General features: G+C 71.3%; 20 protein-coding genes, 1 tRNA gene and 1 riboswitch. Of the genes, 12 read left to right on the forward strand and 9 right to left on the reverse strand.

The window, feature by feature from the left end; translation table 11 throughout:
* Window position 1: 1 nt before the first annotated feature.
* The 3 genes from BUS84_RS23660 to BUS84_RS23670 are packed head-to-tail and all read left to right on the forward strand — an operon-like array spanning window position 2 to window position 3961.
* Window positions 2-1402, forward strand: coding sequence for a serine/threonine-protein kinase (locus BUS84_RS23660; RefSeq protein WP_074315683.1), 1401 nt, complete (start codon window positions 2-4; stop codon window positions 1400-1402).
* The gene (gene pknB, locus BUS84_RS23665) at window positions 1399-3225 is read left to right on the forward strand and encodes a Stk1 family PASTA domain-containing Ser/Thr kinase (RefSeq protein WP_074315686.1); all 1827 of its coding nucleotides are present in this window, start codon (window positions 1399-1401) and stop codon (window positions 3223-3225) included. The genes BUS84_RS23660 and pknB overlap by 4 nt, the downstream gene beginning before the upstream one ends.
* Window positions 3226-3256: 31 nt before the next feature.
* Entirely contained in the window at window positions 3257-3961 is a 705-nt protein-coding gene (locus BUS84_RS23670; RefSeq protein WP_084757835.1) for a SanA/YdcF family protein, read from the forward strand.
* 43 nt (window positions 3962-4004) lie between these two features.
* Here BUS84_RS23670 and BUS84_RS23675 read toward each other — a convergent pair whose 3' ends face one another.
* The 4 genes from BUS84_RS23675 to BUS84_RS23690 form a co-directional block, all read right to left on the reverse strand.
* Window positions 4005-4655, reverse strand: coding sequence for an aminodeoxychorismate/anthranilate synthase component II (locus BUS84_RS23675; protein WP_074319051.1), 651 nt, complete (start codon window positions 4653-4655; stop codon window positions 4005-4007).
* Between the two features lie 2 nt (window positions 4656-4657).
* On the reverse strand, window positions 4658-4942 hold the full coding sequence (locus BUS84_RS23680) for a hypothetical protein (RefSeq protein ID WP_074315689.1): 285 nt from the start codon (window positions 4940-4942) through the stop codon (window positions 4658-4660).
* A gap of 4 nt (window positions 4943-4946) precedes the next feature.
* On the reverse strand, window positions 4947-6395 hold the full coding sequence (locus tag BUS84_RS23685) for a class E sortase (protein ID WP_425293506.1): 1449 nt from the start codon (window positions 6393-6395) through the stop codon (window positions 4947-4949).
* 218 nt (window positions 6396-6613) lie between these two features.
* On the reverse strand, window positions 6614-7420 hold the full coding sequence (locus tag BUS84_RS23690) for a DUF881 domain-containing protein (RefSeq protein ID WP_074315694.1): 807 nt from the start codon (window positions 7418-7420) through the stop codon (window positions 6614-6616).
* Between the two features lie 221 nt (window positions 7421-7641).
* On the opposite strand from BUS84_RS23690, the gene BUS84_RS23695 reads away from it, so the two are divergent.
* From BUS84_RS23695 to BUS84_RS23715, 5 genes are all read left to right on the forward strand, one after another.
* Window positions 7642-7905 carry a cell division protein CrgA gene (locus BUS84_RS23695; RefSeq protein WP_074315696.1) on the forward strand — a complete coding sequence of 88 codons (264 nt, stop codon included), beginning with the start codon at window positions 7642-7644 and terminating at the stop codon, window positions 7903-7905.
* A 291-nt stretch (window positions 7906-8196) separates the two neighbouring features.
* A complete protein-coding gene (locus tag BUS84_RS23700; RefSeq protein ID WP_074315698.1) occupies window positions 8197-10395 on the forward strand; it encodes a (Fe-S)-binding protein in 2199 nt (732 codons plus the stop codon).
* Window positions 10396-10606: 211 nt separating this feature from the next.
* Window positions 10607-11920 (forward strand): hemolysin family protein, encoded by a 1314-nt coding sequence (locus BUS84_RS23705; RefSeq protein ID WP_074319052.1) that lies wholly within the window; start codon window positions 10607-10609, stop codon window positions 11918-11920.
* The gene (locus tag BUS84_RS23710) at window positions 11913-12914 is read left to right on the forward strand and encodes a hemolysin family protein (RefSeq protein ID WP_074315700.1); all 1002 of its coding nucleotides are present in this window, start codon (window positions 11913-11915) and stop codon (window positions 12912-12914) included. Before BUS84_RS23705 ends, BUS84_RS23710 begins: the two co-directional genes overlap by 8 nt.
* Window positions 12915-13096: 182 nt before the next feature.
* Window positions 13097-14095, forward strand: coding sequence for a C40 family peptidase (locus BUS84_RS23715; protein ID WP_084757570.1), 999 nt, complete (start codon window positions 13097-13099; stop codon window positions 14093-14095).
* A 62-nt stretch (window positions 14096-14157) separates the two neighbouring features.
* Here BUS84_RS23715 and BUS84_RS23720 read toward each other — a convergent pair whose 3' ends face one another.
* On the reverse strand, window positions 14158-16149 hold the full coding sequence (locus BUS84_RS23720; protein ID WP_074315701.1) for an N-acetylmuramoyl-L-alanine amidase: 1992 nt from the start codon (window positions 16147-16149) through the stop codon (window positions 14158-14160).
* Window positions 16150-16373: 224 nt separating this feature from the next.
* Window positions 16374-16510, forward strand: a riboswitch (cyclic di-AMP (ydaO/yuaA leader).
* Window positions 16511-16522: 12 nt separating this feature from the next.
* Here BUS84_RS23720 and BUS84_RS23725 point away from each other — a divergent pair.
* A complete protein-coding gene (locus BUS84_RS23725; RefSeq protein WP_074315704.1) occupies window positions 16523-17563 on the forward strand; it encodes a C40 family peptidase in 1041 nt (346 codons plus the stop codon).
* 78 nt (window positions 17564-17641) lie between these two features.
* On the opposite strand, the gene dcd is transcribed toward BUS84_RS23725, so the two are convergent.
* Entirely contained in the window at window positions 17642-18220 is a 579-nt protein-coding gene (dcd, locus tag BUS84_RS23730; RefSeq protein WP_074315707.1) for a dCTP deaminase, read from the reverse strand.
* Window positions 18221-18319: 99 nt separating this feature from the next.
* Here dcd and BUS84_RS23735 point away from each other — a divergent pair, with 99 nt between their 5' ends.
* Entirely contained in the window at window positions 18320-18877 is a 558-nt protein-coding gene (locus BUS84_RS23735) for a pyridoxamine 5'-phosphate oxidase family protein (protein ID WP_074315708.1), read from the forward strand.
* Window positions 18878-19111: 234 nt separating this feature from the next.
* A tRNA-Gly gene (locus BUS84_RS23740) sits at window positions 19112-19185 on the forward strand.
* 54 nt (window positions 19186-19239) lie between these two features.
* On the opposite strand, the gene BUS84_RS23745 is transcribed toward BUS84_RS23740, so the two are convergent.
* Entirely contained in the window at window positions 19240-19992 is a 753-nt protein-coding gene (locus tag BUS84_RS23745; protein ID WP_244298713.1) for a tyrosine-type recombinase/integrase, read from the reverse strand.
* Between the two features lie 261 nt (window positions 19993-20253).
* Here BUS84_RS23745 and BUS84_RS23750 point away from each other — a divergent pair, with 261 nt between their 5' ends.
* Window positions 20254-21216, forward strand: a complete 963-nt coding sequence (locus BUS84_RS23750; protein ID WP_074315710.1) for an SdrD B-like domain-containing protein — start codon at window positions 20254-20256, stop codon at window positions 21214-21216.
* Between the two features lie 1194 nt (window positions 21217-22410).
* Here BUS84_RS23750 and BUS84_RS23755 read toward each other — a convergent pair.
* A complete protein-coding gene (locus BUS84_RS23755) occupies window positions 22411-22791 on the reverse strand; it encodes a VOC family protein (RefSeq protein WP_074315712.1) in 381 nt (126 codons plus the stop codon).
* 297 nt (window positions 22792-23088) lie between these two features.
* Entirely contained in the window at window positions 23089-23553 is a 465-nt protein-coding gene (locus BUS84_RS23760; RefSeq protein WP_074315713.1) for a hypothetical protein, read from the reverse strand.
* Window positions 23554-23876 lie beyond the last annotated feature (323 nt).

Consider the following 23876-nt stretch of genomic DNA (forward strand, 5'->3'; position numbering starts at 1 on the left):
CATGCTCAGCGCCGGCGTCCAGCTCGGCAACCGCTACCGTCTCGACGAGCGGATCGCCAGCGGCGGCATGGGCGACGTCTGGCGCGGCACCGACCAGGTGCTCGGCCGGACGGTCGCGGTGAAGAGCCTGCTCCCCGCGCTGCTCGACGACCCGGACTTCGCCGAGCGGTTCCGCGGCGAGGCTCGGACCATGGCCACCATCAACCACCCCGGCGTGGTGGACGTCTACGACTTCGGCAACGACCAGCAGATCGCCTTCCTGGTCATGGAGTACGTCGAGGGCGACGCCCTGTCGTCCACGCTGAGCCGGGTCGGCCGGCTCACCCCGGCCCGGACGATGGCACTGGTCGCGCAGGCCGCGGACGCGTTGCACGCCGCCCACGAGAAGGGCATCGTGCACCGCGACGTGAAGCCGGGCAACCTGCTGGTCCGGCCGAACGGCACGCTGGTCCTGACCGACTTCGGTATCGCCCGCTCCGACCTGGTCGGCCAGCTCACCGCCGCCGGCTCGGTGCTCGGCACCGCCTCGTACATCTCGCCCGAGCAGGCCACCGGCGGGGTCGCCACCCCGGCATCCGACGTCTACGCGCTCGGCGTGGTCGCCTACCAGTGCCTGGCCGGGCGGCGACCGTTCGAGGGCGACAACCCGCTCGACATCGCCATGCGGCACGTCCGGGAGACACCCCGACCGTTGCCGGCGGACATCCCGCCGCAGGTGCGGGCGGTGGTGGAACGGGCGTTGGCCAAGGACCCGGCCGCCCGCTGGCCCAGCGCCGCCGCCCTCGCCGGGGTCGCCCGCCAGCTCAAGGCCGCACTCTCCCAGCAGGCCAGGGCCGGTGGCCACCCCGGGCCGGTCTCCGCGGCGCCGGCCTCGCCCGCCGCACCCGGCCGGGCCCAGGTGCCGTCCGCGCAGCAGCTTCGCCCGCCGGGCGCCCCGCACCGACCGCCGGTCGCCGGGCAGCGGCCGACCGCCGTCGCGCCGGCCCAGCAGCCCCGCCCCACCGCCGTCGCGCCGGCGGTCCCGCACGCGCGCCCGCCCGTCGGCCCCGCCGGCTACCCGCGCGGTGCCGCCGCGGTGCCGCCGGCACCGGTCCGGCAGGAGCATCAGCCGGCGTACGCCCGGCAGGCCGGCCCGGAGCCGCGCCGGTCCCGGCCCGGGATGGTGCTCCTCGCCATCCTGCTGGCTGTACTGGTTCTGCTTTGCTCCGGCGTGATTTCCTACAACCTGCGGAAGCAGTCGCAAGCCGGTGAACCCGCTGCGCTGGCTCCGCACACCGTGACGTCCGGCGTGCTGCGGCTCGACGGACGCGACGATGCGACCCGGACGTCGTACCGTCTTGGGGTACGGCTCCAGCCGGACGACGGCGGGACGACGACGAGCGAAGGACGACAGACGCGATGACAGCGCAGGCCCGCCTGCTCGGTGGCAGGTACCAGGTCGGCGAGCTGCTCGGCTACGGCGGCATGGCCGAGGTGCACCGCGGTCGTGATCTCCGGCTCGGTCGGGACGTCGCGATCAAGATGCTCCGCACCGACCTCGCCCGGGACGCGACGTTCCAGATGCGGTTCCGTCGGGAGGCGCAGAACGCCGCTTCGCTCAACCACCCGGCGATCGTGGCGGTCTACGACACCGGCGAGGAGACCGCGCCGACCGGTGAGACGCTGCCGTTCATCGTCATGGAGTTCGTCAACGGGCGGACCCTGAAGGAGGTGCTCGGCGCCGAGGGCCGGTTGCAGCCCCGCCGGGCGCTGGAAATCTGCGCCGACATGTGCGCGGCGCTGGAGTTCAGCCACCGGCACGGCATCATCCACCGGGACATCAAGCCGGGCAACGTCATGCTCACCCAGACCGGCCAGGTCAAGGTGATGGACTTCGGCATCGCCCGGGCGCTGGCCAGCGGCGCGACCACCATGACGCAGACCAGCGCGGTCATCGGCACGGCGCAGTACCTCTCCCCGGAGCAGGCGCGCGGCGAGGCCGTGGACGCCCGCTCCGACGTGTACGCGGCCGGGTGTGTGCTCTTCGAACTGGTCTGCGGGCACCCGCCGTTCGTCGGGGACAGCCCGGTCAGCGTCGCGTACCAGCACGTGCGGGAGACGCCGCCGACGCCGAGCGACATCAACCCGGACGTCAACCCCGCGGTCGACGCGATCGTGCTCAAGGCGCTGTCCAAGAACCCGCTCAACCGCTACCAGAGCGCCGGCGAGATGCGAGCCGACCTGCTCCGCGCCGCCGCGGGCCGTCCCGTGCTCGCCACCCCGGTGATGCGCGAGGCGGAGACCGTGGCGATGGCCCCGGCCGGTGGCGGGGGCGGCTATCCGCCCACCGCCGGTGGGCCGCAGACCCGCCAGATTCCGGCCCGGGTCGGCGACCCGCGCCAGCGCAAGGCGTCCTCCTGGCTGATCGCGACCTTCAGCGCGGTCGGTGTGCTGGCGGTGATCGCCCTGGTCGCCGCACTGCTCTGGAATCAGCAGAAGGACAACGACCTGAATCCGGTCCCCACCCTCACCGGCAAGACCCAGGACGTCGCCTTCGCCGAGATCCGCAACGCCGGATTCCAGCCGCAGGCGGGCGAGCAGGTACTGAACGCCACCTGCGAAAAGGACACCGTCGTCAGGCAGATTCCGGAGGCCGGGACGGAGCTGGCTGCGAACGGCACGGTGACCATCCAGGTGTGTGGTGGCAAGCCCGAGGTGGCAATCCCGGCCGACCTCCGCGGCTCGAAGTACGACTCGGTCAAGGCTCGGCTCGAGGGCCTGGGCTTGAGGGTCAAGCCCAAGCCGGTCGACGACGACGAGAGCGAGGGCATCGTCCTGGAGGTGTCGCCGTCCTCCGGGAGCCGGGTGGCCGAGGGCACCGAGGTGACGGTCACCTACTCCAAGGGCAACGTCCGTGGCGTGCCGGACGTTCGTGGTTCGTCGCAGAAGGCGGCCGAGGAGGAGTTGAAGCAGGCGGGTTACAAGGTCAACGTCGACCTCGGCGAGCTTGTGCCCGCAGCGGAGGCTGGCAAGGTGACCGATCAGAGCCCCAGGCCGGGCGCGCAGTTGGCCCAGGGGAAGACGGTGACGATCGTCGTCTCCCAGCCCGAGCCGGTGGACGAGACTCCGAGTCCGCCAGCGACCCCGACCCCGACCCCGACCGTCACGCCGACCCCCGGCGACGGCAACGGCGGCGGTTCCGGTTGGCCGTTCCCGCCGCCACCGACTCGGCTCAACGAGGAGTAGACCCGGTGGCTCGGTGCCGGGGACCGTCGGCGTGACCGCTGCCGGAGCCTCGGCCACCGATCGTCCGGGCCGCGAGAAGCGGTGGCGGCGGCGCCTGACCCGGGCCGCCGCCCTGGGGCTGGCAGCGCTGCTCCTCGTCAGTCTTCCCTGGCTGTGGACGACGATCTACGCGCGCGGCCACGTGTACGACGAGGCAGATGCGCCCGCCGCCGACGTCGTGATCGTCCTCGGCACCGCCGTGGCGGCGGATCGACGTCAACCGGGGGACCGGCTGGCCGGCCGCCTGGAGACCGCCGCCGAGTTGGTGAACAGAGGGCGGGCCCGGGTGGTCCTCGTGTCGGGCGACGGGGGTGGCACGTCGGGTGACGAGCCGGCGGTGATGACGTCGTACCTGACCGAGCTGGGTGTCGATCCGCGTCGCGTGGTGGCCGACCCGTTCGGCCTGGACACCTACGACAGCTGCGTCCGGGCACGCGACGTGTACGGCGTCGAGCGGGCCCTGATGGTGACCCAGTCCTACCACGTGTCCCGGGCCGTGACGCTGTGCCGACACCTCGGCCTCGACGTCGACGGAGTCAATGCCCGCTGCTCCGGTTGCGGCCCCGCCCTGCTGGTCGAGAAGTCGGTCCGGGACTACTTCGCCAGTGGCAAGGCGGCGTGGGACGCGGCCCTGGGCCGGCCGCCCGCGGTCAGCTCGCCCGTCGATACGGCGGTTCAGGACGCGTTGCGGGGCTGACCGCGGTGCCGGCGACCACGACGGCCGGCTCTGCCGACCGGAATCAGGCGGTGACGAAGGCGGCGCGGCGGCGGGCATCGACCTCGGCGGCCAGCTCCGGGGCCCGCTCCAGCGCCTCCGGGTGACCGCAGCCGGCCAGCCAGTTGGCGAGCATCAGGTGGCCGCCCTCGGTGAGCACCGACTCCGGGTGGAACTGCACGCCCTCGATCGGCAGCGTACGGTGCCGCATCGCCATCACCACTCCGGAACCGGTCCAGCCGGTGACCTCAAGCTCGTCGGGGAGCGTCTCGGGCAGTACGGCCAGCGAGTGGTAGCGGGTGGCGGTGAACGGGTCCGGCAGACCGGCGAGCACGCCGACCGACTGGTGCCGCACCTCGGAGGTCTTGCCGTGCAGCAGCTCGGGCGCGCGGGTGACGGTCGCCCCGAACGCCTCGCCGATCGCCTGGTGGCCGAGGCAGACGCCGAAGATGGGCAGCTGGCCCGCGTACTCCCGGATGACGTCCAGGCAGATGCCGGCGCGGTCGGGACTGCCCGGCCCCGGCGAGAGCAGGATGCCGGCCGCGCCCACCCTGCCCACCTCGGCGACGTCGATCTCGTCGTTGCGGCGGACCTCGCAGTCCACCCCGAGCTGGCCCAGATACTGCACCAGGTTGAAGACGAACGAGTCGTAGTTGTCGATCACCAGGACGCGCATGGTCACCTGTCCGGGGAGGGCGGCGCGGAGTTGTTCTGGTCGGTGTCGTAGGGCAGCTCGTGCTCGTCGCCGGCCGGGGTCTCCCCGGTCACCGCGTCCCCGCCGCCCGGGTCCCCGGGTACGCCCGAGTCCTGGGTGACCTGCACGTCGTCGAAGGGCAGCAGCGGCTCGGCCCACGGGAAGGCCACGTACCAGAGCAGCGCCACCGCGGCGGCGGCGAGCAGCACCGAGCCGGTCAGCTTGCCGGCCAGGCCGAACGGCAGTTTGCGCCAGATGAACGCGTACATCGGGTCAGCCTCCCAGCTCCGCCGGGCGGCCCGCCGACTTGGGTTGGGTCCGGTCCAGCTCGGCGTGGATGATCAGGCGCTGGTAGTTGTCGAACTTCGGGTTGCAGGTGGTCAGGGTGAGCATCCGCTTGGTCGGCTTCTTGTCCGGTTGACCGGGGACCGGCGCCACCACCTCGACCTGCGTCGGCTTGACGATCCGGGACTGCGACACCCGGTAGACGTACCAGTCGGTCTTGCCCTCGACCACGATCGCGTCGCCGTCGTTCAGCTCGTCCAGCCGCCAGAAGGTGGCCCGGTTGCGGTGACCGGCGACCGAGAAGTTGCCGACCTGTCCGGGCAGCGCGCTGGTCGGGTAGTGGCCCGGGGCGTACCGGATGTCGGCCTGGGTGACGCCCTCGACCACCACCCAGTTCTTGTCGAGCTTGGGGATGTAGAGGCCGGCGATCGGCTTGCCGCGCACCGGCGGTGACGGTTTGACGCTCGGGGTGGCCGACGGGGCCACCGTAGGGTCGTCGGTCGGGCCCCACGCCTGGGCGAGTTGCTGGCTGAGGTCGTTCTGGTGGGCGTCGACGATGGCCGACTTGCCCCAGACCTCGTAGCCCGCGAAGAGCAGCACCACCAGGCCAAAGGTGATCAGGACCTCGCCGGTGACCCGGATGCCGGTGCGCAGTCGGGAGGCGAACGAGGGGCGGGTGAGCTCCGAGTAGACGCTCTTGTAGCCCTCGCCGGTCTGGTGCGGCCGGAGCTGGACCACCCGCTCGCCGCGTCGGGGCCGCGGTGGCTCGGCGGGACTGTCGTCGGCGCCGGCCGGGTCGTCGGTGGTCGCCGTGCGGGGGACGGCACCCATCAGCGCCGTGGAGTCCATGGCCGGTGGCCGGGACGACGGCCCGGCGGGCACGGCCGGGATCAGCGCCGTCGCGCCCGGGTCGGCGGTGCGGTCCGGCCCGGCCGGAGCAGCCGGGGAGCCGGTGGCCCGTGCGGGCCCGGCGCCGACCTTGGGGATGAACGCGGTGGGCGCTTCCACACCTGCAGCGGTCGGGGTGCCCGGAGTCGCCGGCCGGGTCGAAGGGCCGGGGGCGGGCGGCCGGGTCGGCGTTCCGCCGGGCGGACCCGGGTGGATCGGGTTGGCACCGGGCAGACCCGGCGTGCCGCCGCCGGCCGGCGGACGGGCGGCCGGGGCACTGGGCGGCGCCGGCGGCCGGATGGAGGCGGTGCCGGGGGCGGCCGGCCGGACCGGTCCCTGCTCGGGTGCGGTCGGTCGGCCGGGGGTGGCAGCGGGGGAATGCCCGGGCCCGCCGTGCGGGCCCAACCCGCCCGGCGCGGCGCCGGGCCAGCGCGGAGGCGCTCCGGTGCCCGGTTGACCCGGGGTCCGTTGTGGGTCGGGCCGACCGGCGCCCGGCTGGGCCGGGCGGTCGGTGCGCGGGAAGTGGTCGGCGCGGCCGGCCGGCGGCATGGTCGAGCCGTCGCCCCGGGGAGGCCCGGCGGCCGGCGGCTCGGGTACGGCCGGTGGGCGCGTCGCCCGGGGGCGGGTGGGCAGCACCGGATCGGGCCAGTTGCCCTCCGGACCCGGCCGGTCAGCTCTGGCCTCGGGCCGGTCGACCTTGGGCAGGAACGCGGTCGGTTCGTCGGCCTGGTCCCGGTGTCGCCCGTCGCGCCGGTCGTCCGCGCCGCTCACCGGGGCACCGTCGCCGAGCGCAGGGCGGTCGAGTCCTCGAATGCCGGGACTGTCACCGCGGAGACGGTCTCCTTGTACCCGAGCTGGTAGTCGTCGACTGCGTCCTTGAACAACCGGACTCCCTCAGAGCTGGCGAGGGCCTGCTGGAGGGCAGCGGGATCGCCGATTGCTACGATCTTGAACGGTGGGGAGTACACCCGCCCGTGGAGCAGCAGGGTGTTACCGACGCAGCGTACCGCGCTGGTCGTCAGCACGCGGACATTCATGATTGACATGGCCTCCGCACCGCCGGCCCACAGCGCGTTGACCACCGCCTGCACGTCACCCTGGTGCACCACCAGGTCGTCGTTGCTGGCGTCCGTGGGGGCCTGGTCGCTGCGTCGCGGCGGCGCGTCGTTCAGCTCCACCGTCACCCCGGTGCCGGCCAGCGCGGTGAACCCGGCGGCCTGGAGGCTGCCCTGGGCGCGGTCCTGTTGGGCCTTGATCGGGCTGTCCGAGTGGGCCAGCGCGTCGGTCCGCTGCTCGACCTCCCCGCGTAGTGTGGCGGCTCGGCGCTCGCTCGCCGCCACCTGCTCGCGGCGGTCCTCGATGAGCTGGTTGAGCTGGGGCCGGCGGTCCTCTCGCAGCGCGGTGCCGCCGGCGGTGGTCGCGGTGGTGGTGAAGAGCAGCCCCGCCGCGGCGGCGATCAGGGGCACCCCGATCGACCAGCCTGGCCGGCGTTGACGCGGTCGCCGGGGCAGCAGCCCGGCAGCGGCCCGTCGAAGGACCTTCTGCCAGGAGGCGGCGCCGGATGTGTACTCCACCGAGCGTTCCTTCCGCGTTTCGGGGATTGGTCCGCCCCGGCCGGGCCGGTGATGCGAACAGTCCCGCCTTTTTCGGTCACTCCGCGCACCGGCCTGACCCCATTCGTGGTCCGGGCGGGCGTTCCGGACTACGCTAGCTTTCGAACATTATTGGCCATGGACCGTCGCCCCCGCGCCCGGTTGTCAGGCCGGACGAGGTCGTCACCCCTCTGGAGAGCGTCGTGCCCAAGTCTCAGGTCCGCAAGAAGAAGGTGTACACCCCGCCGACGGACGTCCGTCCGACGACGGCGGCATCGTCGCGCAAGCCTAGCCCGGTGTGGCTGCCGATCACCGCGGTGGCATTGATCGTCGCTGGCATCGGTTGGCTGGTGATCTACTACCTCTCCGAGCAGCAGTACCCGGTCATGGCGTGGGGTTACTGGAACCTCGCGGTGGGCTTCGGCGCGATGGTCGCCTCGCTGGCGCTGCTCTCCCGCTGGCGCTGAGCCGGCCCGGCGTGTCGCCACGCCGGAGGATTCACGTCACCCCACGGAGCCCCTGCCCGGCAGGACCGGGCGGGGCACCCTATGGTGTCCGCAGGGCGGCGTGGCCCGCTGCGAGATGACTCACGTTACTGCTGGGTAACCTTGCGCGTAGGCTGCACTGCATGACCGAGCGGAGCGAGGTCATCGACCGGTCCGGTCGCAGGTGCGGCAGCGGCGCGACGCTGGCTCCGTCCTGATCCGGCCCCGGTCGCCGAGCCGCTCGACAGGCAGCAGACCGGGGAGGCCAACTCGATGGGCAGCGTCCAGATCGTCACCACGATCCTCGCGGCCGCCATCACCGCCGTGGCGGTGTGGCTTGCGGTACGCGCGGTCCTCAAGATGGTGGCAGTCATCCGGCTCGGGCAGCCCGCGCCGGAGCGGTTTACCGACAAGGTCAGCCGTACGAAGACCATGCTGGTGGAGACCGCCGGCCACACCCGGATGCTCAAGTGGGGCGTGGTGGGTGCGGCGCACTGGTTCGTGATGGTCGGCTTCATCGTGCTGTCGCTGCTGGTGCTCGAGGCGTACTTCGAGGTGGTCACGCCGACCGGCGGGCTGCCGATCATCGGGCACTGGGTGGTCTTCGGGCTGGCCACCGAGATCATCGGCGTCCTGGGCCTGGTCGGCATCCTGGTGCTGATGGCGATCCGGCTGCGCAATCGGCCGAACCGGCCGGGCGGCCGGTCCCGGTTCACCGGCTCGACCATGTGGCAGGGCTACTTCGTCGAGTGGATCGTGCTGCTGGTCCTGATCTTCGGGTTCGTGATCCGGGGCTTCAAGGTCGCCACCGACCACTTCGAGTACCCGCTCTGGGCCACTCCGGTCAGCCACGCGGTCGGCGCGGTGCTGCCCGACTGGCAGGACGGGGCGAGCGTCGCCGCCCTCATCAAGATCGTCATCTCGATGACCTGGCTGATCGTCATCTCGCTGAACGTCACCATGGGCGTCGCCTGGCACCGCTTCCTGGCGTTCCCCAACATCTTCTTCAAGCGCGAGCCGGCCCGGCCGGCCGGCTCCGGCCTCGGCGCGCTGCGCCCGATGACGAGCCAGGGCAAGCCGCTCGACTTCGAGGAGGCCGACCCGGAGAAGGACCAGTTCGGCGTCGCCCAGGTCGAGCAGTTCAGCTGGAAGGGCCTGCTGGACTTCAGCACCTGCACCGAGTGCGGTCGCTGCCAGTCGCAGTGCCCGGCGTGGAACACCGGCAAGCCACTCTCGCCGAAGCTGCTCGTGCTGAGCCTGCGCGACCACGCGTACGCCAAGGCGCCCTACCTGCTCGCCGGCGGCGGCAAGGACCTGACCGGCGAGGAGAAGGCCACCGCGGCGCAGCTCGCGCACCTCGACGTGCTGGCGCTGGCCGAGGCCGACCGCCCGCTGATCGGCACCGCCGAGGAGGGCGGCGTCATCGACCCGGACGTGCTCTGGTCCTGCACCACCTGCGGTGCGTGCGTCGAGCAGTGCCCGGTGGACATCGAGCACGTGGACCACATCGTCGACATGCGCCGCTACCAGGTGCTGATCGAGTCGAACTTCCCCTCCGAGGCCGGCGTGATGCTGCGCAACCTGGAGAACAAGGGCAACCCGTGGGGCGCCCCGCAGAACACCCGCGAGGACTGGACCAAGGGCCTCGACTTCGAGGTGCCCCGGGTCGGCGAGGTGGACGACTTCGAGTACCTGTTCTGGGTCGGCTGCGCCGGAGCGTTCGAGGACCGGGCCAAGAAGACGACCCGCGCGGTGGCCACCCTGCTCAACGAGGCGGGCGTCAAGTTCGCCATCCTGGGCGAGGGCGAGACCTGCTCCGGTGACCCGGCGCGTCGGATCGGCAACGAGTTCGTCTTCCAGATGCTCGCTCAGCAGAACGTGGAGACGCTCAACGAGGCGTTCGAGGGCCGGGAGAAGGCCAAGCGCAAGATCGTCGCTACCTGCCCGCACTGCTTCAACACCCTCGGCAACGAGTACGGCCAGCTCGGCGGCGAGTTCGAGGTGGTCCACCACACCCAACTGCTGGCCCACCTCGTGTCCACCGGCAAGCTCACCCCGGTGCAGCCCGTCGACGGCGGAGTCACCTACCACGACCCCTGCTACCTGGGCCGGCACAACCGGGTCTTCGCGGCTCCCCGCGAGGTGCTCGGGGACGCCATCGAGGGCGAGATCACCGAGATGCCGCGCAACAGCGAGCGCTCCTTCTGCTGCGGCGCCGGCGGCGCCCGGATGTGGATGGAGGAGAAGATCGGCAAGCGGATCAACGTGGACCGAGTCGAGGAGGCCATGGCCACCGGGGCGAAGACGGTCGCGGTCGGCTGCCCGTTCTGCTCGACGATGCTCAACGACGGGGTGAACGGCAAGGGCGCCGGCGAGCAGGTCGAGGTGATCGACGTGGCCAGCGTGCTGCTCCGCTCGGTCAAGCCGGAGCAGGCGCAGGGCGGCATTGAGGCCGCGCCGGTCGCCGGCTGAGCCGCGTACCGCAGAAACACCGGACGGCGGTGGCACCCACGGGGTGCCACCGCCGTCGTCGTGGCATGGCCCACGGCGGCACCGGGGCCCTCCGGGCACCGCGGACCGCCTCCGCTGCCGGTGGGCGGGGCCGGCCGGTGGCCGGGCATCCGCCGTGGCAGAATCGCGCCGAGGTGAGGCGAACATCGACGGGATTCTCCTGACCACGCTGCTGCCCCTGGTCGGCTTCGCTGCGCTGACCGCCGGCAACGCGTTCTTCGTCGCGGCCGAATTCGCCCTGGTCACGGTCGATCGCGCGGAGATCGACCGCCGTGCCGCCGCCGGCGACGAGGCCGCCCTGACGGTACGCACCGCACTGCGCGAGCTGTCCTTCCAGCTCTCCGGGGCACAGCTCGGCATCACCATCACTGCGCTGCTCACCGGCTACCTGGCCGAGCCGGCCCTGGCCCGGATCTTCACCCCGCTGCTGCGCCCGGTGGCGGGGGACAGCACCGAGCGGTTCACCCCGTTCCTGGCGCTGGCCCTGGCCACCCTGATCTCCATGCTCTTCGGCGAACTGGTGCCCAAGAACGCGGCGCTGGCCCGGCCGATGCCGGCCGCGCTGGCCACCGCCGGCCCCATGCACACCTTCTCCCGGACGTTCGGCTGGGTGATCCGGGGCTTGAACGGCTCGGCGAACCGGCTCGTCCGGGCTCTCGGGGTGGAGCCGCAGGAGGAGCTTCGGAGCGCCCGCTCACCGGAGGAGCTGGGCCTCCTGGCGGCCATTTCGGCCCGGGCGGGGGCGCTGCCCACGGACACCGCGATGCTGCTGCGCCGCACCATCCGTTTCGGCGACAAGCGGGCGGCCGAGGCGATGACCCCGCGGGTGGACGTCGTCGCGCTGCGCGCCACGGCCACCGTGGCCGAGTTGCTCCAGCTGTCCCGGGAGACCGGACGGACCCGGTTTCCGGTGTACGAGGAGACCCTGGACCTGGTCACCGGCGTGGCCGGGGTGCCGGACGCGCTCGGGGTGCCGCTGGCCGCCCGGACGTCGACCATGGTCGGCTCGGTGGCCCGCGAGCCGGTGTACGTGCCGGAGAGCCTGGACCTGGACGGCGTGCTGGCCGCGCTGAAGGCCGCCGGGGCCGACCTGGCCATCGTGGTCGACGAGTACGGCGGCACGGACGGCGTGGTAACCATCGAGGACCTGGTCGAGGAGCTGGTCGGGGAGATCGCCGACGAGTTCGATCCGGCCAGTGTGGACGACGCCGGTCCGGTCGAGCTGACCGTGCCGGGCGGGGAGCGCACCGTGCTGGTCGACGGGGTGCTGCGCTCCGACGAGCTGGCCGAGCAGACCGGCTTCCGGCTGCCCGAGGGACCGTACGAGACGCTGGCCGGGTACCTGATGGCCCGGCTCGGGCACATCCCGCTGCCCGGCGAGACGGTCGAGGCGGTTGGCTGGGAGTTCACCGTGGTGGAGGTGGAGCGACACCGGGTCGAGCAGGTCCGGGTGCTGCGCCCGGCGGAGCCGGACGACGATGACTGAGCTGCTGGTGACCGTACTGCTGCTGCTCGGCAACGGGTTCTTCGTGGGCAGCGAGTTCGCGCTCATCGCGTCCCGGCGGACGGTGATCGAGCCGCTGGCCGCCGGCTCGAAGCGGGCCCGGTGGGCCCTGTCGGCGATGAATCAGATCCCCCTGATGATCGCCGGGGCGCAGCTCGGCATCACGGTCTGCTCCCTGGGCCTCGGCGCGATCGCCGAGCCCGCGCTGGCCCACCTGCTGGAGTCGCCGTTCCACGCGATCGGTCTGCCCGAGCGGGCGGTGCACCCGGTGGCGTTCGTGCTGGCGTTGGGCGTGGTGGTCTTCCTGCACACGGTGGTCGGCGAGATGGTGCCGAAGAACATCACGCTGGCCGGTCCGGAACGCTCCGCGCTCTGGCTCGGCCCGGCCATGCTGGCGTTCTGCGTGGCCACCAAGCCGCTGCTGCTGGCGATGAAGTGGGCGGCCCGGCGGATCCTCGCGTTCTGGCGGATCGAGGCGTCCGAGGCGGTGAAGACGGTGTTCACCGCGGAGGAGTTGGCCGGGCTGGTCTCCCAGGCGCGCACCGAGGGGTTGCTCGACGCCGAGCAGCACGCCCGGATCACCGGTGCCCTGGCCCTGCACACCCGGACCGCCGCGGACGCGTGGCAGCCGTGGTCGACGGTGGTGACGGTGGCCGAGGACGTCTCGCCCGCGTCGCTGGAGGTGCTGGCGACCCGGACCGGCCGGTCCCGGTTCCCGGTGGTGCAGCGATCCACCCGGCGGGTGCTCGGCTTCGTACACGTCAAGGACGTGCTCGGGTACTCCGGCCATGCCCGCCGGGCACCGGTGCCGGCAGAGGTCTACCGGCCGCTGGCGGTGGTGCCGCCGGAGCGTACGCTCGCCGATCTGCTGCTGGCCATGCGCCGCGAGCGGAGGCACATGGTGCTGGTCAGCGACGGCCGGCGCCCGCTCGGTGTGGTCACGCTCGACGACGTATTGACCGCGATAGTTGGCTGATGGACCAATACCCTTGGTGTGCAAGCGGTTGCGTGACAGTGACGGTGGTGGCTCCCGCCTTGATTCCGGTGCTGCGCTTCCCTAATGTGGGGCACCGACCGCTGTGGGTCGTCTGCCTCGGCCCTTCCCGCACGCGAGGCGCCCGGCGGTCGGTTGCAAAGGAGTCGGTGCCGGTGGCAACCATGCCCCCTCATCGTCACGCCCCGAAACTGCCCGCTCGGCCGGGCGGTCTGCGCCGGGTCGCCCACCGTCTACTCGTTCTGGTCGCCGCCGCGGCCGTCGGCGCCGGCGTGCTCTCCGCGCCCGTGCAGGCCGCGCCCACGGTCGACGAGATCGAGGCGCAGATCGACAAGCAGTGGGAGCAGTTGGAGCCCACCATCGAGCAGTACAACAAGGTGCGGTCGCAGCTGAAGGCCAACCGGAAGAAGTCGTCCGAACTGCAGAAGAAGATCGAGCCGCTGGCGCTGCAGAGCGAGCTGGCGCTCAACCGGGTCGGTGACCTCGCCTCCCGCTACTACATGTCGGGTCCCTCCCACGACATCGGCGCGCTGCTGGTCAGCGCCAAGCCGGACACGCTCACCGAGCAGCTCACCGTTCTCGACCGGCTGGCCGCGCGGGAGCGCAAGGAGGTCGAGGGCGTGCTGGCCGTACGGGCCAAGTACGACGGCCAGAAGCAGAAGCTGGACGCGCTGATCGCCACCCAGACCAAGCAGCAGAACGAGCTGGCGGCGAAGAAGAAGCAGATCGACGGCGAGATCAAGCGCCTCGAGGCGTCCCTGCCGAAGACCACGGTCAAGACCGAGGGCTGCCCGACCATCAACGGCGTGGTCAGCGCGGCGGCCCGCACCGCGATCCGGACCGCCTGCGGCAAGATCGGCAAGCCGTACGTCTGGGGCGCCACCGGCCCGAACTCGTTCGACTGCTCGGGCCTGACCCAGTACGCCTACAAGGCGGCGGGGATCAGCCTGACCCACCACACGGGTGACCAGTGGCACGAGGGCAAGGCCATCTCCCGGGCCGATGCCCGCCCCGGTGACCTGGTCTTCTTCTTCAGCGACCTGCACCATGTCGGCCTGTACCTGGGTAACGACAAGATGGTGCACGCGCCGCGCGCCGGTAAACCGGTGCAGGTGGCCAGCATCAACTACATGCCGGTCGCCGGGTTCCGCAGACCCGGCTGATCCAGCAGGCACGACGAGGGCCCCCGGTCGAACGACCGGGGGCCCTCGTGCCGTTCAGCGGTTCAGCCGGGTGCGCCCACCGGGGACGGCAGGAGCTGCACGTCGGCGGGGTCGACGTACATGATCCGGTGGCCGAACTGGATCTGCGCGTACCGGTTCTGGCTGCGGATGACCGTCCAGTCGCCCGGCGACGAGCCGTCGAACGTGGTGGCCTTGTAGTACTCGCCCGGCAGCACCGCGCCGACGGCGTACCGCTGGCCGGCCGACAGCGTGTACTGGAGCGGCGAGATCGGCTGGTAGGGCACTCCGGCCGGGTACGCCGCCTCCTCGGGGTACGCCCGCCCGTACAACGGGATGGTGGCCCGCCCGGGCTTCGGGGTGGCCACCACGCCGACGGTCCAGCTGGCGGTCGGCGCGGACGCCGGGTTGTGGAACCAGGCCCGCTGCCCGAGATACCAGATCGCCGTCCAGTCACCCTGCCGGCCGGCGAGGGCGTACGTCTGGCCGGCGGACGCCCGGGCCCCGTGGTCCGACACGGCCATCGTGTTCGGGGTGCCATCGGGGCGCAGTGCGATGTCGTTGACCAGTGGCGCGTCCGCGGACGGCGCGCTGCGCAGCACCACCGCCGATGAGCCGCGCGGTGCGCACGGCACGCCGGAGGTGACGCAGCCGGTGAACGCGGGCTGGTTGGTGGCGTAGTCCGGGTCGATCCTGACCAGCCCGCTGGCGGGGATGCCGGTGTCCAGCCGCGGCGCGTGCAGCAGGTTGAAGTAGTGCGTCCAGTCCCAGTACGGGCCCGGGTCCCAGTGCATCCCGGGCACGTTCGCCGCGACGGTGCCAGGCACGTTGTCGTGGCCGATGATGTGCTGGCGGTCCAGAGGGATACCCAGCCGCTGGGCGAGGTGCCGGACCAGTTTGGCGGAGGTCCGGTACATCGCCTCGGTGTACCAGGTGCCCTGCGCGGCGAAGCCCTCGTGTTCCAGCCCGATCGACTTGGCGTCGACGTACCAGTTGCCGGCGTGCCAGGCGACGTCCTTGGTCTTCACGTGCTGGGCGATGTGCCCGTCCACCGAGCGCAGCGAGTAGTGCCAGCTCACGTAGGTGGGGTCTTGGACGAGTTGCAGCGTGGTCGCCCAGCTCGCCTCGGTGTCGTGGATGACGATGTACTCGATCTTCTGCCGGCCGGGTCGGTCGGAGAGGTCGTGGTTGCCGTAGTCCCCGGCGCCGAACGCCTCGTACGGCGCCGGGATCCACTCGCAGGAGATGGTGCGGGGGCACTCCAGCCCGTCCGGGCGGGCGAGCCGGCGCAGTCCCAGCCGGTCCAGCCAGGAACGCTGGGGTTGGATCGCCCGGGCCGCCAGCGTGATCCGCTGGCCGTCGTCGGTCACCCGGGACTCGCCGGCGCCGATGGTGGTGAACACCTCGTCGGCGAAGGCGGCCGCGGCGTCCGCGCTGTCCGCGCCGGCGTAGCGGGCCACCGCGCCGTACCAGGCTGCCGGGTCGGTGTCGGCGCCCACCGGAGCGCCGATCTCCCGCTGGTACGCGGCCAGCAGTGCCGCGCCGCCACGGATGTTGACGCTCGCGTCGGTACGCAGTGACTCGGGATCGGCGCCGGTCAGCGCGGCGGCGGCGTCAACGGTCTGCAACGCGGCGGCGGGTGGCGCGGGCTCCTCGGCCGGTCGGGGCGCCAACGCCCGGGCGGGGCGGGAGTCGTCGCCGCGCGGGTCTTCGGTGCCGGCGTCGTGGTGGCCGCGCCCGGGTAGGGCGACCACGTGCCGGGCGTCGGTCAGGTGCATCGGGCCGTAGCCGCCGCTGGTGCTCGGTGTGCCGGCGTTGCTGTCCCAGCGCGATTCCAGATAGGAGACACCGAGCAGCACGTCGGCCGGCACGCCGTACTCGGTCGCCGCGGCGGCGTACTGCTGCTGGCGGTCGGCGGTGGGTGCGGCCGCGGCTGGGCCGGCGGGTAGTGGTACCGCGGTCGCGGCGGCGACCACGGCGGCGGCGAGCAGTGCGCGCGCCGGCCGGTGAACAGGGTTGGACGGTGCATCGACCACCCTAGATCTGACGGGCGAAGGTGAGGTCACCTTCACCCCGCCCGGAGCGCGCGTCAATACCTTTCCTGCTACCGATGTTCGTGGAAGGAAACCTCCAGCTGTGGTCGTCGCCCCCGGCAATCGGTACGGAGTGTCACGGCCCCACCGGTTGCGGATCGGTAACGGCCGTCTCTACTCTGGTCATTCGTCGGGCCGACAGCAGCTCCGCCCACCCGGGCGGTAACGGACCGACACCGCCGAGTCGCTTCCGAGCGAGCCGGGGACCCAGGTTTTCCGGGGTGAATCCGCAGCCACTGCGGTAGGGCGTCCACCTTCCCGCCCGAACCCGTCAGCTAACCCGGTAGGCGGTCAGGAAGAAGGAGTACGGAACCCGGTGGCTCACCATGCCCCGCGGCCGTCGTCCGAGCGGTCGGCGTCAGCCGGCCCGACGTCGATCGTGCCGCGCCCACGCTGGTCCCGCTTCACCACCGCCCTCGCCGCCCTGGTCGGCGTTGCCGTCGTCCTGACGGGCAGCGCCACGGCGGCCCACGCCGACCCGTCCGTCGCCGAGATCGAGCGCCAGATCGACGCCGACTGGAACAAGCTCGAACCGATCATCGAACGGCACAACGCCGCCCGGACCGACCTGGCCGCGAAGCGCAAGCAGGCCGACGCGCTGGCCGCCCGGATCGCCCCGCTGGAGCGCCAGGTCGACGCCGCGATGGACAAGGTCAGCTCCCTGGCTGTCCGCGCGTACAAGGGCGAGAACGTCTCCACCGTCAACGCCGTGCTGGGCAGCCGGTCGCCCAGCGAGGTGGTCGGGCAGCTCGAGATGCTCGACCGGTTCGCGCACGACCAGCAGCAGGACGTGCGGCAGGTGTCCGACCTGCGTGACGAGCTGGCCCGGCAGAAGGCGCCACTGGACGAGATGGTGGCCCAGCTGACCCGGACCGAGGCCCAGCTGGCGGCCAAGAAGAAGCAGATCAACGACGAGATCGACCGCCTGCAGAAGCTGCGTCTCAAGGTCTACGGCAACGGTGGCGGCGGCCCGCTGCGTCCGGCCCCGTGCCCGGCCAGCTACCCCGGCGGTGGTGCCGGCGTGGCCGTCAAGTTCGCCTGCGCGCAGATCGGCAAACCCTACGTGTGGGGCGCCGAGGGCCCGAACTCGTACGACTGCTCCGGGCTGATGCTGGCCGCCTGGGCCAAGGCCGGGGTGTCACTGCCGCACAACGCCGCCCAGCAGAGCCGGGTGACCAAGGACGTCAGCAGGGCCGACCTGCGCGCCGGCGACCTGGTCTTCTACTACAGCGACATCCACCACGTCGGCATGTACGTCGGCGGTGGCTGGGTCGTGCACGCCTCGCAGGCCGGTCAACCGATCAAGATGAAGAAGGTCGACGACGGCCCCATCCACAGCTACGGCCGCCCAGGCTGAGATGTAAGGAGGGGCCCCTTCTCGTATAGGAGGGGCCCCTCCTTGACATCCGGCGGGCGCAATGCCCGACGGGTGGCTTCAGCGGGTCGGCCAGGTGCGCCAGTGCTGCCAGGCGCGGCTCGGTGTCGGCCCGCGCTGCCCCTGGTAGCGCGAGCCGTAGACCGCCGAGCCGTACGGGTGCTCGGCCGGAGAGGAGAGCCGGAAGATGCAGAGCTGCCCGATCTTCATGCCCGGCCAGAGGGTGATCGGCAGGTTCGCCACGTTGGACAGCTCCAGCGTCACGTGCCCGGAGAAGCCCGGGTCGATGAAGCCGGCGGTGGAATGCGTGAGCAGGCCCAGCCGGCCCAGGCTCGACTTGCCCTCCAGTCGGCCGGCAAGCTCGTTGCCGAGCGAGATCACCTCCAGCGTCGAGGCGAGCACGAACTCCCCCGGGTGCAGCACGAACGGCTCGCCGTCGGGCACCTCGACGACCGACGTGAGGTCGTCCTGCTGCATCGCCGGGTCGATGTGGGTGTAGAGATGGTTGTTGAAGACCCGGAACAGCCGGTCGAGTCGTACGTCGATGCTGGACGGTTGGACCAGGGTGGGCTCGAACGGCTCCAGGCCCAGCGTGCCGGCCTTGATCTCGGAGACCAGGTCGCGGTCGGAGAGCAGCATCGGACCACCATAGCGGCGTTGTGGGCGACAGCCAGATCCGGTGCCGGTGACCAGCGCGTCGAGGTCGCTGGTCGTACATTTGTTCGATAGAATACCGGCATGGCTTCCTGGTCCGAATTCGCCGCCGACGAGCCCCGACTCGCCGACGGGATCCGCGTTCTCCTCCAGCAGTACGGGCCGGGCTTCGGCTACCTGGCCACGGTCCGCGCCGACGGCGGGCCGCGGGTCCATCCGGTCTCCCCGGTCATCACCGACGAGGGTCTCTTCTGCTTCATTCTCGACTCGCCGAAGCGCCGCGACCTCGAACGCGACGGCCGTTACGCGCTGCACTCGTTCCCGCCGGAGGAGAGCGACGACGAGGCGTACGTGGCGGGGCGCGCCTGGCCGGTGACCGATCCGGCCCAGGTGGCCCGGCTGGCGCAGAGCGCGCGGGCTGCCCCGCAGGTCGACTGGCGGCTGTTCGAGTTCACCGTCGACGTGGCGATGCTGGCTCGCCGCGAGCACCACGGCGCCGGTTTCCCCGGTGGCGCGCCGGGTGGGCCGGCCGTTCAGGTCTGGCTCGACCCGCACGCTCCGCCCGCGGCGGCCGGGCCGTCCTCCGTACCGCAGACCCGCCCGGCCCGCCGCAGCCGTGACGTCCAGCGCTCGGCCGCCTGACCGCGGCCCACGATCCGGTCCTGGGGAAAGACGCCGGTGCCGGCCCCGTCGTGACGGGGCCGGCACCGGTGGTACGCGGGAGCTACGCCGCGCGGTACGCGTTCCACGCGGTCAGCATGCGGCTGGCCTGCCCGGGGTGAGTGGTCCCTGCGGCGCGGCCGGGTGGTGAGCCCGGCGCACCGTGGGGGCACCTGGGTGCACCGGCTGGGTGACTCAGGTACAGTGGTGCCGCTTGCGGGTGTAGTTCAATGGCAGAACATCAGCTTCCCAAGCTGACAGTGCGGGTTCGATTCCCGTCACCCGCTCCAGCGTGAGGCCCCAGCTCAGGACATGTTTCCTGGCTGGGGCCTCATCCGTTGCTATCACTCGTTGCGCTTACCGTGCCCGCTACGTGCCCGATCCTGGCTCTTCTTGATCTGCGAACTGAGCGCGTCGGCGATCTGCTTGTCCTGCTCGCGGGCGGTGTGCTGGTAGATCATCGCGGTGCGGGTGGAGGCGTGGCCCATGCGCGCCATCAGGTCGGCGAGGCTTGCCCCGGTCCGCGAGGCGAGGGTGTTGCCGGTGTGCCGCAGGTCGTGAAAGTGGAAACCGGGCAGGCCGACCGCCGCCACGGACACCCGCCAATTGCTGGTGCGCTGAAAGTTGGAGCGGCGCAGTACCGCGCCGGTCGCGCCAATGAATACGAGCGCGTCCTGGTCCTCGTCGACGAAGTCATCCAGGTGCGCGCGCACATCTCGGCGGATGGCCGCAGGGATGGTGACGGTTCGCATGCCGGCATCGGTCTTGGGCGGGCCGAAAAGAAGGGTGCCGTCTTGGCGCTCGACCAGAGTCGCGCGGACCGTCAGGGTCTGACAGCGCGAGTCGAAGTCGCGACGGCGCAGGGCCGCCAGTTCTCCGTATCGGAGGCTGGCGAAGGCGGCAAGCAAGATGAGGACGCGGAGGCGTCCGGGAACGATGTCGGCGAGATGGAAGACCTGGGCGACGGTGGCAGTCGGCCGCTCCGTGGGCCGTTCGATGCCCGCGCCCTGGATGCGGCAGGGGTTGCGCCGGATCAGTTCGTCGTCAACGGCGGTATTCAGGACGGCGCGAAGAAGGCGGTACGCCTTGGCCGTCATTGTGGCGCTCACCCCGTCAGCGAGGAGGTCCGCGCGCCAAGCCCGAATCGCACCGGGCGTCAGATCAGTTCAGTAAGGAAGTAGTCGCCGAGCCCAGGCGCGTGCCCCCGGCATCCGCTTCTGCCGATGAGCGTTCACTCGATCGTCAAGCTAACCGTGATCGGATACCTTTCCGATCACGTTCTCGATCGTGGGACAGCGGAGCGACTCGCCCAGCCGCTAGCATCGCGCTGATTCCCGTCCCCCATTACGGAGACATCCATGCGCACGCTTGCCGCCGCCGCCCTCGTGGGCGTGCTCGTGGCCGTCCTCCCGGCAACGGCCGCCCTGGCCGCCGACCCCAAGCCGGATATCGCGGTGACCTCCGCCGCCGACAAGGCCAACTACGCCGAGGGCGAGACCTTCACCATCACGGTCACGGTGAAGAACAAGAGCTCCGTCGACGCCAAGCACGTGCACTACACCGGCGGCGACAGCCAGGGCGTCGACGGTGTCGCCTACGGCGAGCTGTCGACCGGCTTCGACCTCGCCGCCGGCGCCACCAAGACCGTTCAGCTCACCGGCAAGACCAACCACGTGGCGTGGCAGTACGGCCGCGGATACGTCGCCTTCGAGCTTACCGCCGACAACGGCGAGGCCAGCGACGCCGACAACACCACCGGCGTGCGGCTGCTGGTGGCGGGCGCCTTCGACGATCTCGGCGGCTACGTCTTCCAGGGTGAGTCCTATGACGCCGAGTGGACGCCCCAGACGCCCGGCGTCCCGGGTGTCAAGGTCGTCGCCACCAGTGCCGACGGCAAGACGAAGTACGCCGAGGCCATCACGGACGCCAAGGGCCTGTTCCGTCTCGCCCACCTCCCAGCCGGCGACGTCCTGCTGACCTTCACCGCCCCGGCGGGCTGGAAGATCCTGGCCGGCGAGAACGGCGAGGACGACCACACTCCGGCGCAGGTCAGCGCCGACGACAGCGACGAGCCGCGCATCTTCGTGCCGGCGAAGAAGGTCGCCGTGAGCTCGCCGAGCGTCTCGCCGTCGGCGTCGGCGTCGGCGTCGTCGAGCGCCGGCCCGGGCCTGCCGGTCACCGGCGACAACAGCGCCGGCCCGGGCCTGCCGGTCACCGGCGACAACGCCATGCTGCTCGTCGGCGCGGCTGCGGTCGCCGTCGCGGTCGGCATCGCGCTGGTGCTCGTCGCACGGCGCCGCCGCGTACACCTGCAGGCCTGATCGACCGAGATCGCTCCAGCGGCCGAACACCCGCAGGCTGTAGCGTCCCCCGCTATGTCGAGCAAGGCGAAGGGCGCCGAGGCCCCAGCACCCCGCTGGAGCCTCGGCGCCGCGACTCCGGCCGCGACAACGCCTTCAACGCGCGCTCCGTCGGGTGTTCACGTTCATGGTCCTCGTCGGCCACTCGAACATCCTCGGCTTCGGGATCTTCCTGTGGGGTCTGTGGCGTTGAATGTTGCCCTGGTCGGGGAGGCTCGCATGGTGAAGTTTTCGGCCCGGCGGCGTCCACCTTTCCATCGCGGCGAGTCAATTCCACCGACGAGATCAGGTTTACGCTCATGCCGCTGACCGCGCGTCTTGACCGGCATCGAGGACCGCTACCCCGGCGATAGGACGGCACGCCGGTAACGCACTGTGACAGCAGAACAGGAGAGATCCGGCCGGCTGTCACCCGTCAAGTGAAGCTGATGTGTAACGGATCAAGTGAAGCCCGACAGCCGGCTTGCCGGCGGCTTGCCGGCGAAGTGGTTCAAAGTTTCTGTACGTCTTCAAGGCGGCCCGCAACGGGCCGCACGCGCCGCCGCCTGGGCGCGCGCCGGCCGCTGCCGCTATCGCTCTGCGGCCGTCACGCCTGACGCCCGGCGGCTGGCGCGGACAGCGGGAAGCCCGGGGGCCGCCGCAGAACGACAGATCGTTGACGAGTGAGGGGTGGGCCGGCAGCCGGCCGGGCCGCGCGGCCACGTGCCCGCGCGGCGTAAGGGAGCGCACGCCGGCCGCGTCGGCGAGCTGGCGGCGGTCGCGGGGTTGCGGCTAGTGCGCCTCCGGCGGGGGCGCTCCGGCTCCAGGATGGCCGGGGCGCCGTCGACGGGTCGCGGTCCGTGGGTGGTTGCGGTAGCGCCATCCCACCGCCGAAGACCCGGGGCGAGCCGAGCAGACCGCCGCCGGGACCGCCAGCGTCCGTCCGTGCGTCAAGGCCGTCTTGACGTGGCGGCCCCGACGGCGGCCCGCTCCCACAAGGGCGGGTCGACGGCGACGGGATGGCGAGGTTCCGCTGGCTGGGTCAATGCCTCACCAACACGCATGCGACACGGGGCGGGTCGAGCATCCACCCGGCCCCCCAGCTATTGATGGGGTCGCCAGATCTTGTCGGCGGCTGCGGGGTGGCGGCTGCGTCGATCGTTTGGGCGAGGGCCGTCAGAGTGGGTCGAGGCGGCGCTTGAGCAGGCAGAACTCGTTGCCTTCTGGATCGGCGAGGACGTGCCAGGACGCATCCGCAGGCTGACCGATGTCGACGAGTTTGGCCCCGACGGCCAGGAGGCGCTCGAGCTCGGCGTCCTGATCGCGGTCGGTGGGGTTGACGTCGATGTGCAGCCGGGCATGCCCGTTCTTCGGCTCGTCGTTGCGGATGAGGAAGATCGTCGGCTGCGGGCCGCCGAACCCTTCGCGCGGACCTATCTCGATGTAGACCCCCTCTTCGCGATCGAGCTCTATGAAGTCCAAGACCTCGCACCAGAACCGCGCCAGCACCTCGGGGTCGTGGCACTTGAGCACGAGCTCACTGATACGGCATGCCATTGACGAAACCTACTCTCAGCATGGGAACTGCCGGGGCGGCCGCACGCGGATCTCATGGGCTCCCTGCAGTGCGAACAAGCTCGCGATCGTACCGGGCGAGGCGAGCGGGGCTGGACGAGGGTGCCCGTCGGGCTGAGCCCTGACGGTCGTCAGTCAGCAGGAAGTCAGCGAGACGCGCGACAACAGCCGTCAACCGTTGGTACGGGACAGCAAAGTCCCGGACGACAACACCAGTCGTCGGCATTGATCAGCAAGCATCAACTGTGTGGAGCCGCCTTTGCAAGGCAGGGTTCCGGCTCACCGGAGAGGCGCTACCCAGACGGGGAACGGTGGAGGTAGCTCCTCTTCGGTAGCGAGCGAGGCTGCGGTCCGCTCGACGGTCCCTAGCTCATTCCATGTGACGAGCCCTGGGGTGGAGTCAGCGGCGACCAGGGCGACGACCTCCGCCGCGTCGGTGGACGCGCGATACGGTGCCCGGAACGGGAGCCGGTCGGCGGGGGCCGATGTCAGTGAGCAGCGGAGCTGGCCAGCCTGTTCGTCGTACCAGGCGTAGAAGGTTCCCGAGCCTGCCGTCCGTTGCCTGAGCTCGCAGGAGACGAACTCCAGCGCTGCGACCACCGCCACCACGTCCGCCCCTCCGTCCAGGATCGAATAGCCCCAGGTGTTCAAGCGATGCTCGCCGTCCGGGTCGTCGGGCAACAACCTCACTTCGTCGTCGTCCAGGTACGAGCGCACAAGCGTCGCAAGGTTGCTGCCGTTCATGCACGGTCCTCCAACGAAGATCAACTAGTGCACCGTCAGTACAGATGGTCGCTACAAAGGCGATGTAACGTCGAGTGGCTTTGAGCGTGACGACCGAGGTCGGTCGCGGTGGTCGGCCGGCTTGGAGTGATCCGCTGCTCGGGCGGCGTAGAGGCAAGCCCCAACCTCACCTGAGTCCGTGCCCGATCCGTGCCCGATACAGCGGTCAACATCGGCCAGTGGAGGCCCGTCGCATCGCTGGGCCGGGTCGCCCAAGCTTCCGCGACCAGCGGGCACCGGGACTGGGGGCCACAATTCAACCCGATTCCCAAGCTGACAGTGCG

The organism is Micromonospora cremea, assembly GCF_900143515.1.
Classification (GTDB): Bacteria; Actinomycetota; Actinomycetes; order Mycobacteriales; family Micromonosporaceae; genus Micromonospora; species Micromonospora cremea.

Coding starts and splice junctions, on each gene's coding strand:
- BUS84_RS23660 (WP_074315683.1), top strand. CDS start 2: ATGCTCAGCGCCGGCGTCCAGCTCGGCAACCGCTACCGTCTCGACGAG.
- pknB (WP_074315686.1), top strand. CDS start 1,399: ATGACAGCGCAGGCCCGCCTGCTCGGTGGCAGGTACCAGGTCGGCGAG.
- BUS84_RS23675 (WP_074319051.1), bottom strand. CDS start 4,655: ATGCGCGTCCTGGTGATCGACAACTACGACTCGTTCGTCTTCAACCTG.
- BUS84_RS23680 (WP_074315689.1), bottom strand. CDS start 4,942: ATGTACGCGTTCATCTGGCGCAAACTGCCGTTCGGCCTGGCCGGCAAG.
- BUS84_RS23685 (WP_425293506.1), bottom strand. CDS start 6,395: ATGCCGCCGGCCGGCCGCGCCGACCACTTCCCGCGCACCGACCGCCCG.
- BUS84_RS23700 (WP_074315698.1), top strand. CDS start 8,197: ATGGGCAGCGTCCAGATCGTCACCACGATCCTCGCGGCCGCCATCACC.
- BUS84_RS23710 (WP_074315700.1), top strand. CDS start 11,913: ATGACTGAGCTGCTGGTGACCGTACTGCTGCTGCTCGGCAACGGGTTC.
- BUS84_RS23715 (WP_084757570.1), top strand. CDS start 13,097: ATGCCCCCTCATCGTCACGCCCCGAAACTGCCCGCTCGGCCGGGCGGT.
- dcd (WP_074315707.1), bottom strand. CDS start 18,220: ATGCTGCTCTCCGACCGCGACCTGGTCTCCGAGATCAAGGCCGGCACG.
- BUS84_RS23735 (WP_074315708.1), top strand. CDS start 18,320: ATGGCTTCCTGGTCCGAATTCGCCGCCGACGAGCCCCGACTCGCCGAC.
- BUS84_RS23745 (WP_244298713.1), bottom strand. CDS start 19,992: ATGACGGCCAAGGCGTACCGCCTTCTTCGCGCCGTCCTGAATACCGCC.
- BUS84_RS23750 (WP_074315710.1), top strand. CDS start 20,254: ATGCGCACGCTTGCCGCCGCCGCCCTCGTGGGCGTGCTCGTGGCCGTC.
- BUS84_RS23755 (WP_074315712.1), bottom strand. CDS start 22,791: ATGGCATGCCGTATCAGTGAGCTCGTGCTCAAGTGCCACGACCCCGAG.
- BUS84_RS23760 (WP_074315713.1), bottom strand. CDS start 23,553: ATGAACGGCAGCAACCTTGCGACGCTTGTGCGCTCGTACCTGGACGAC.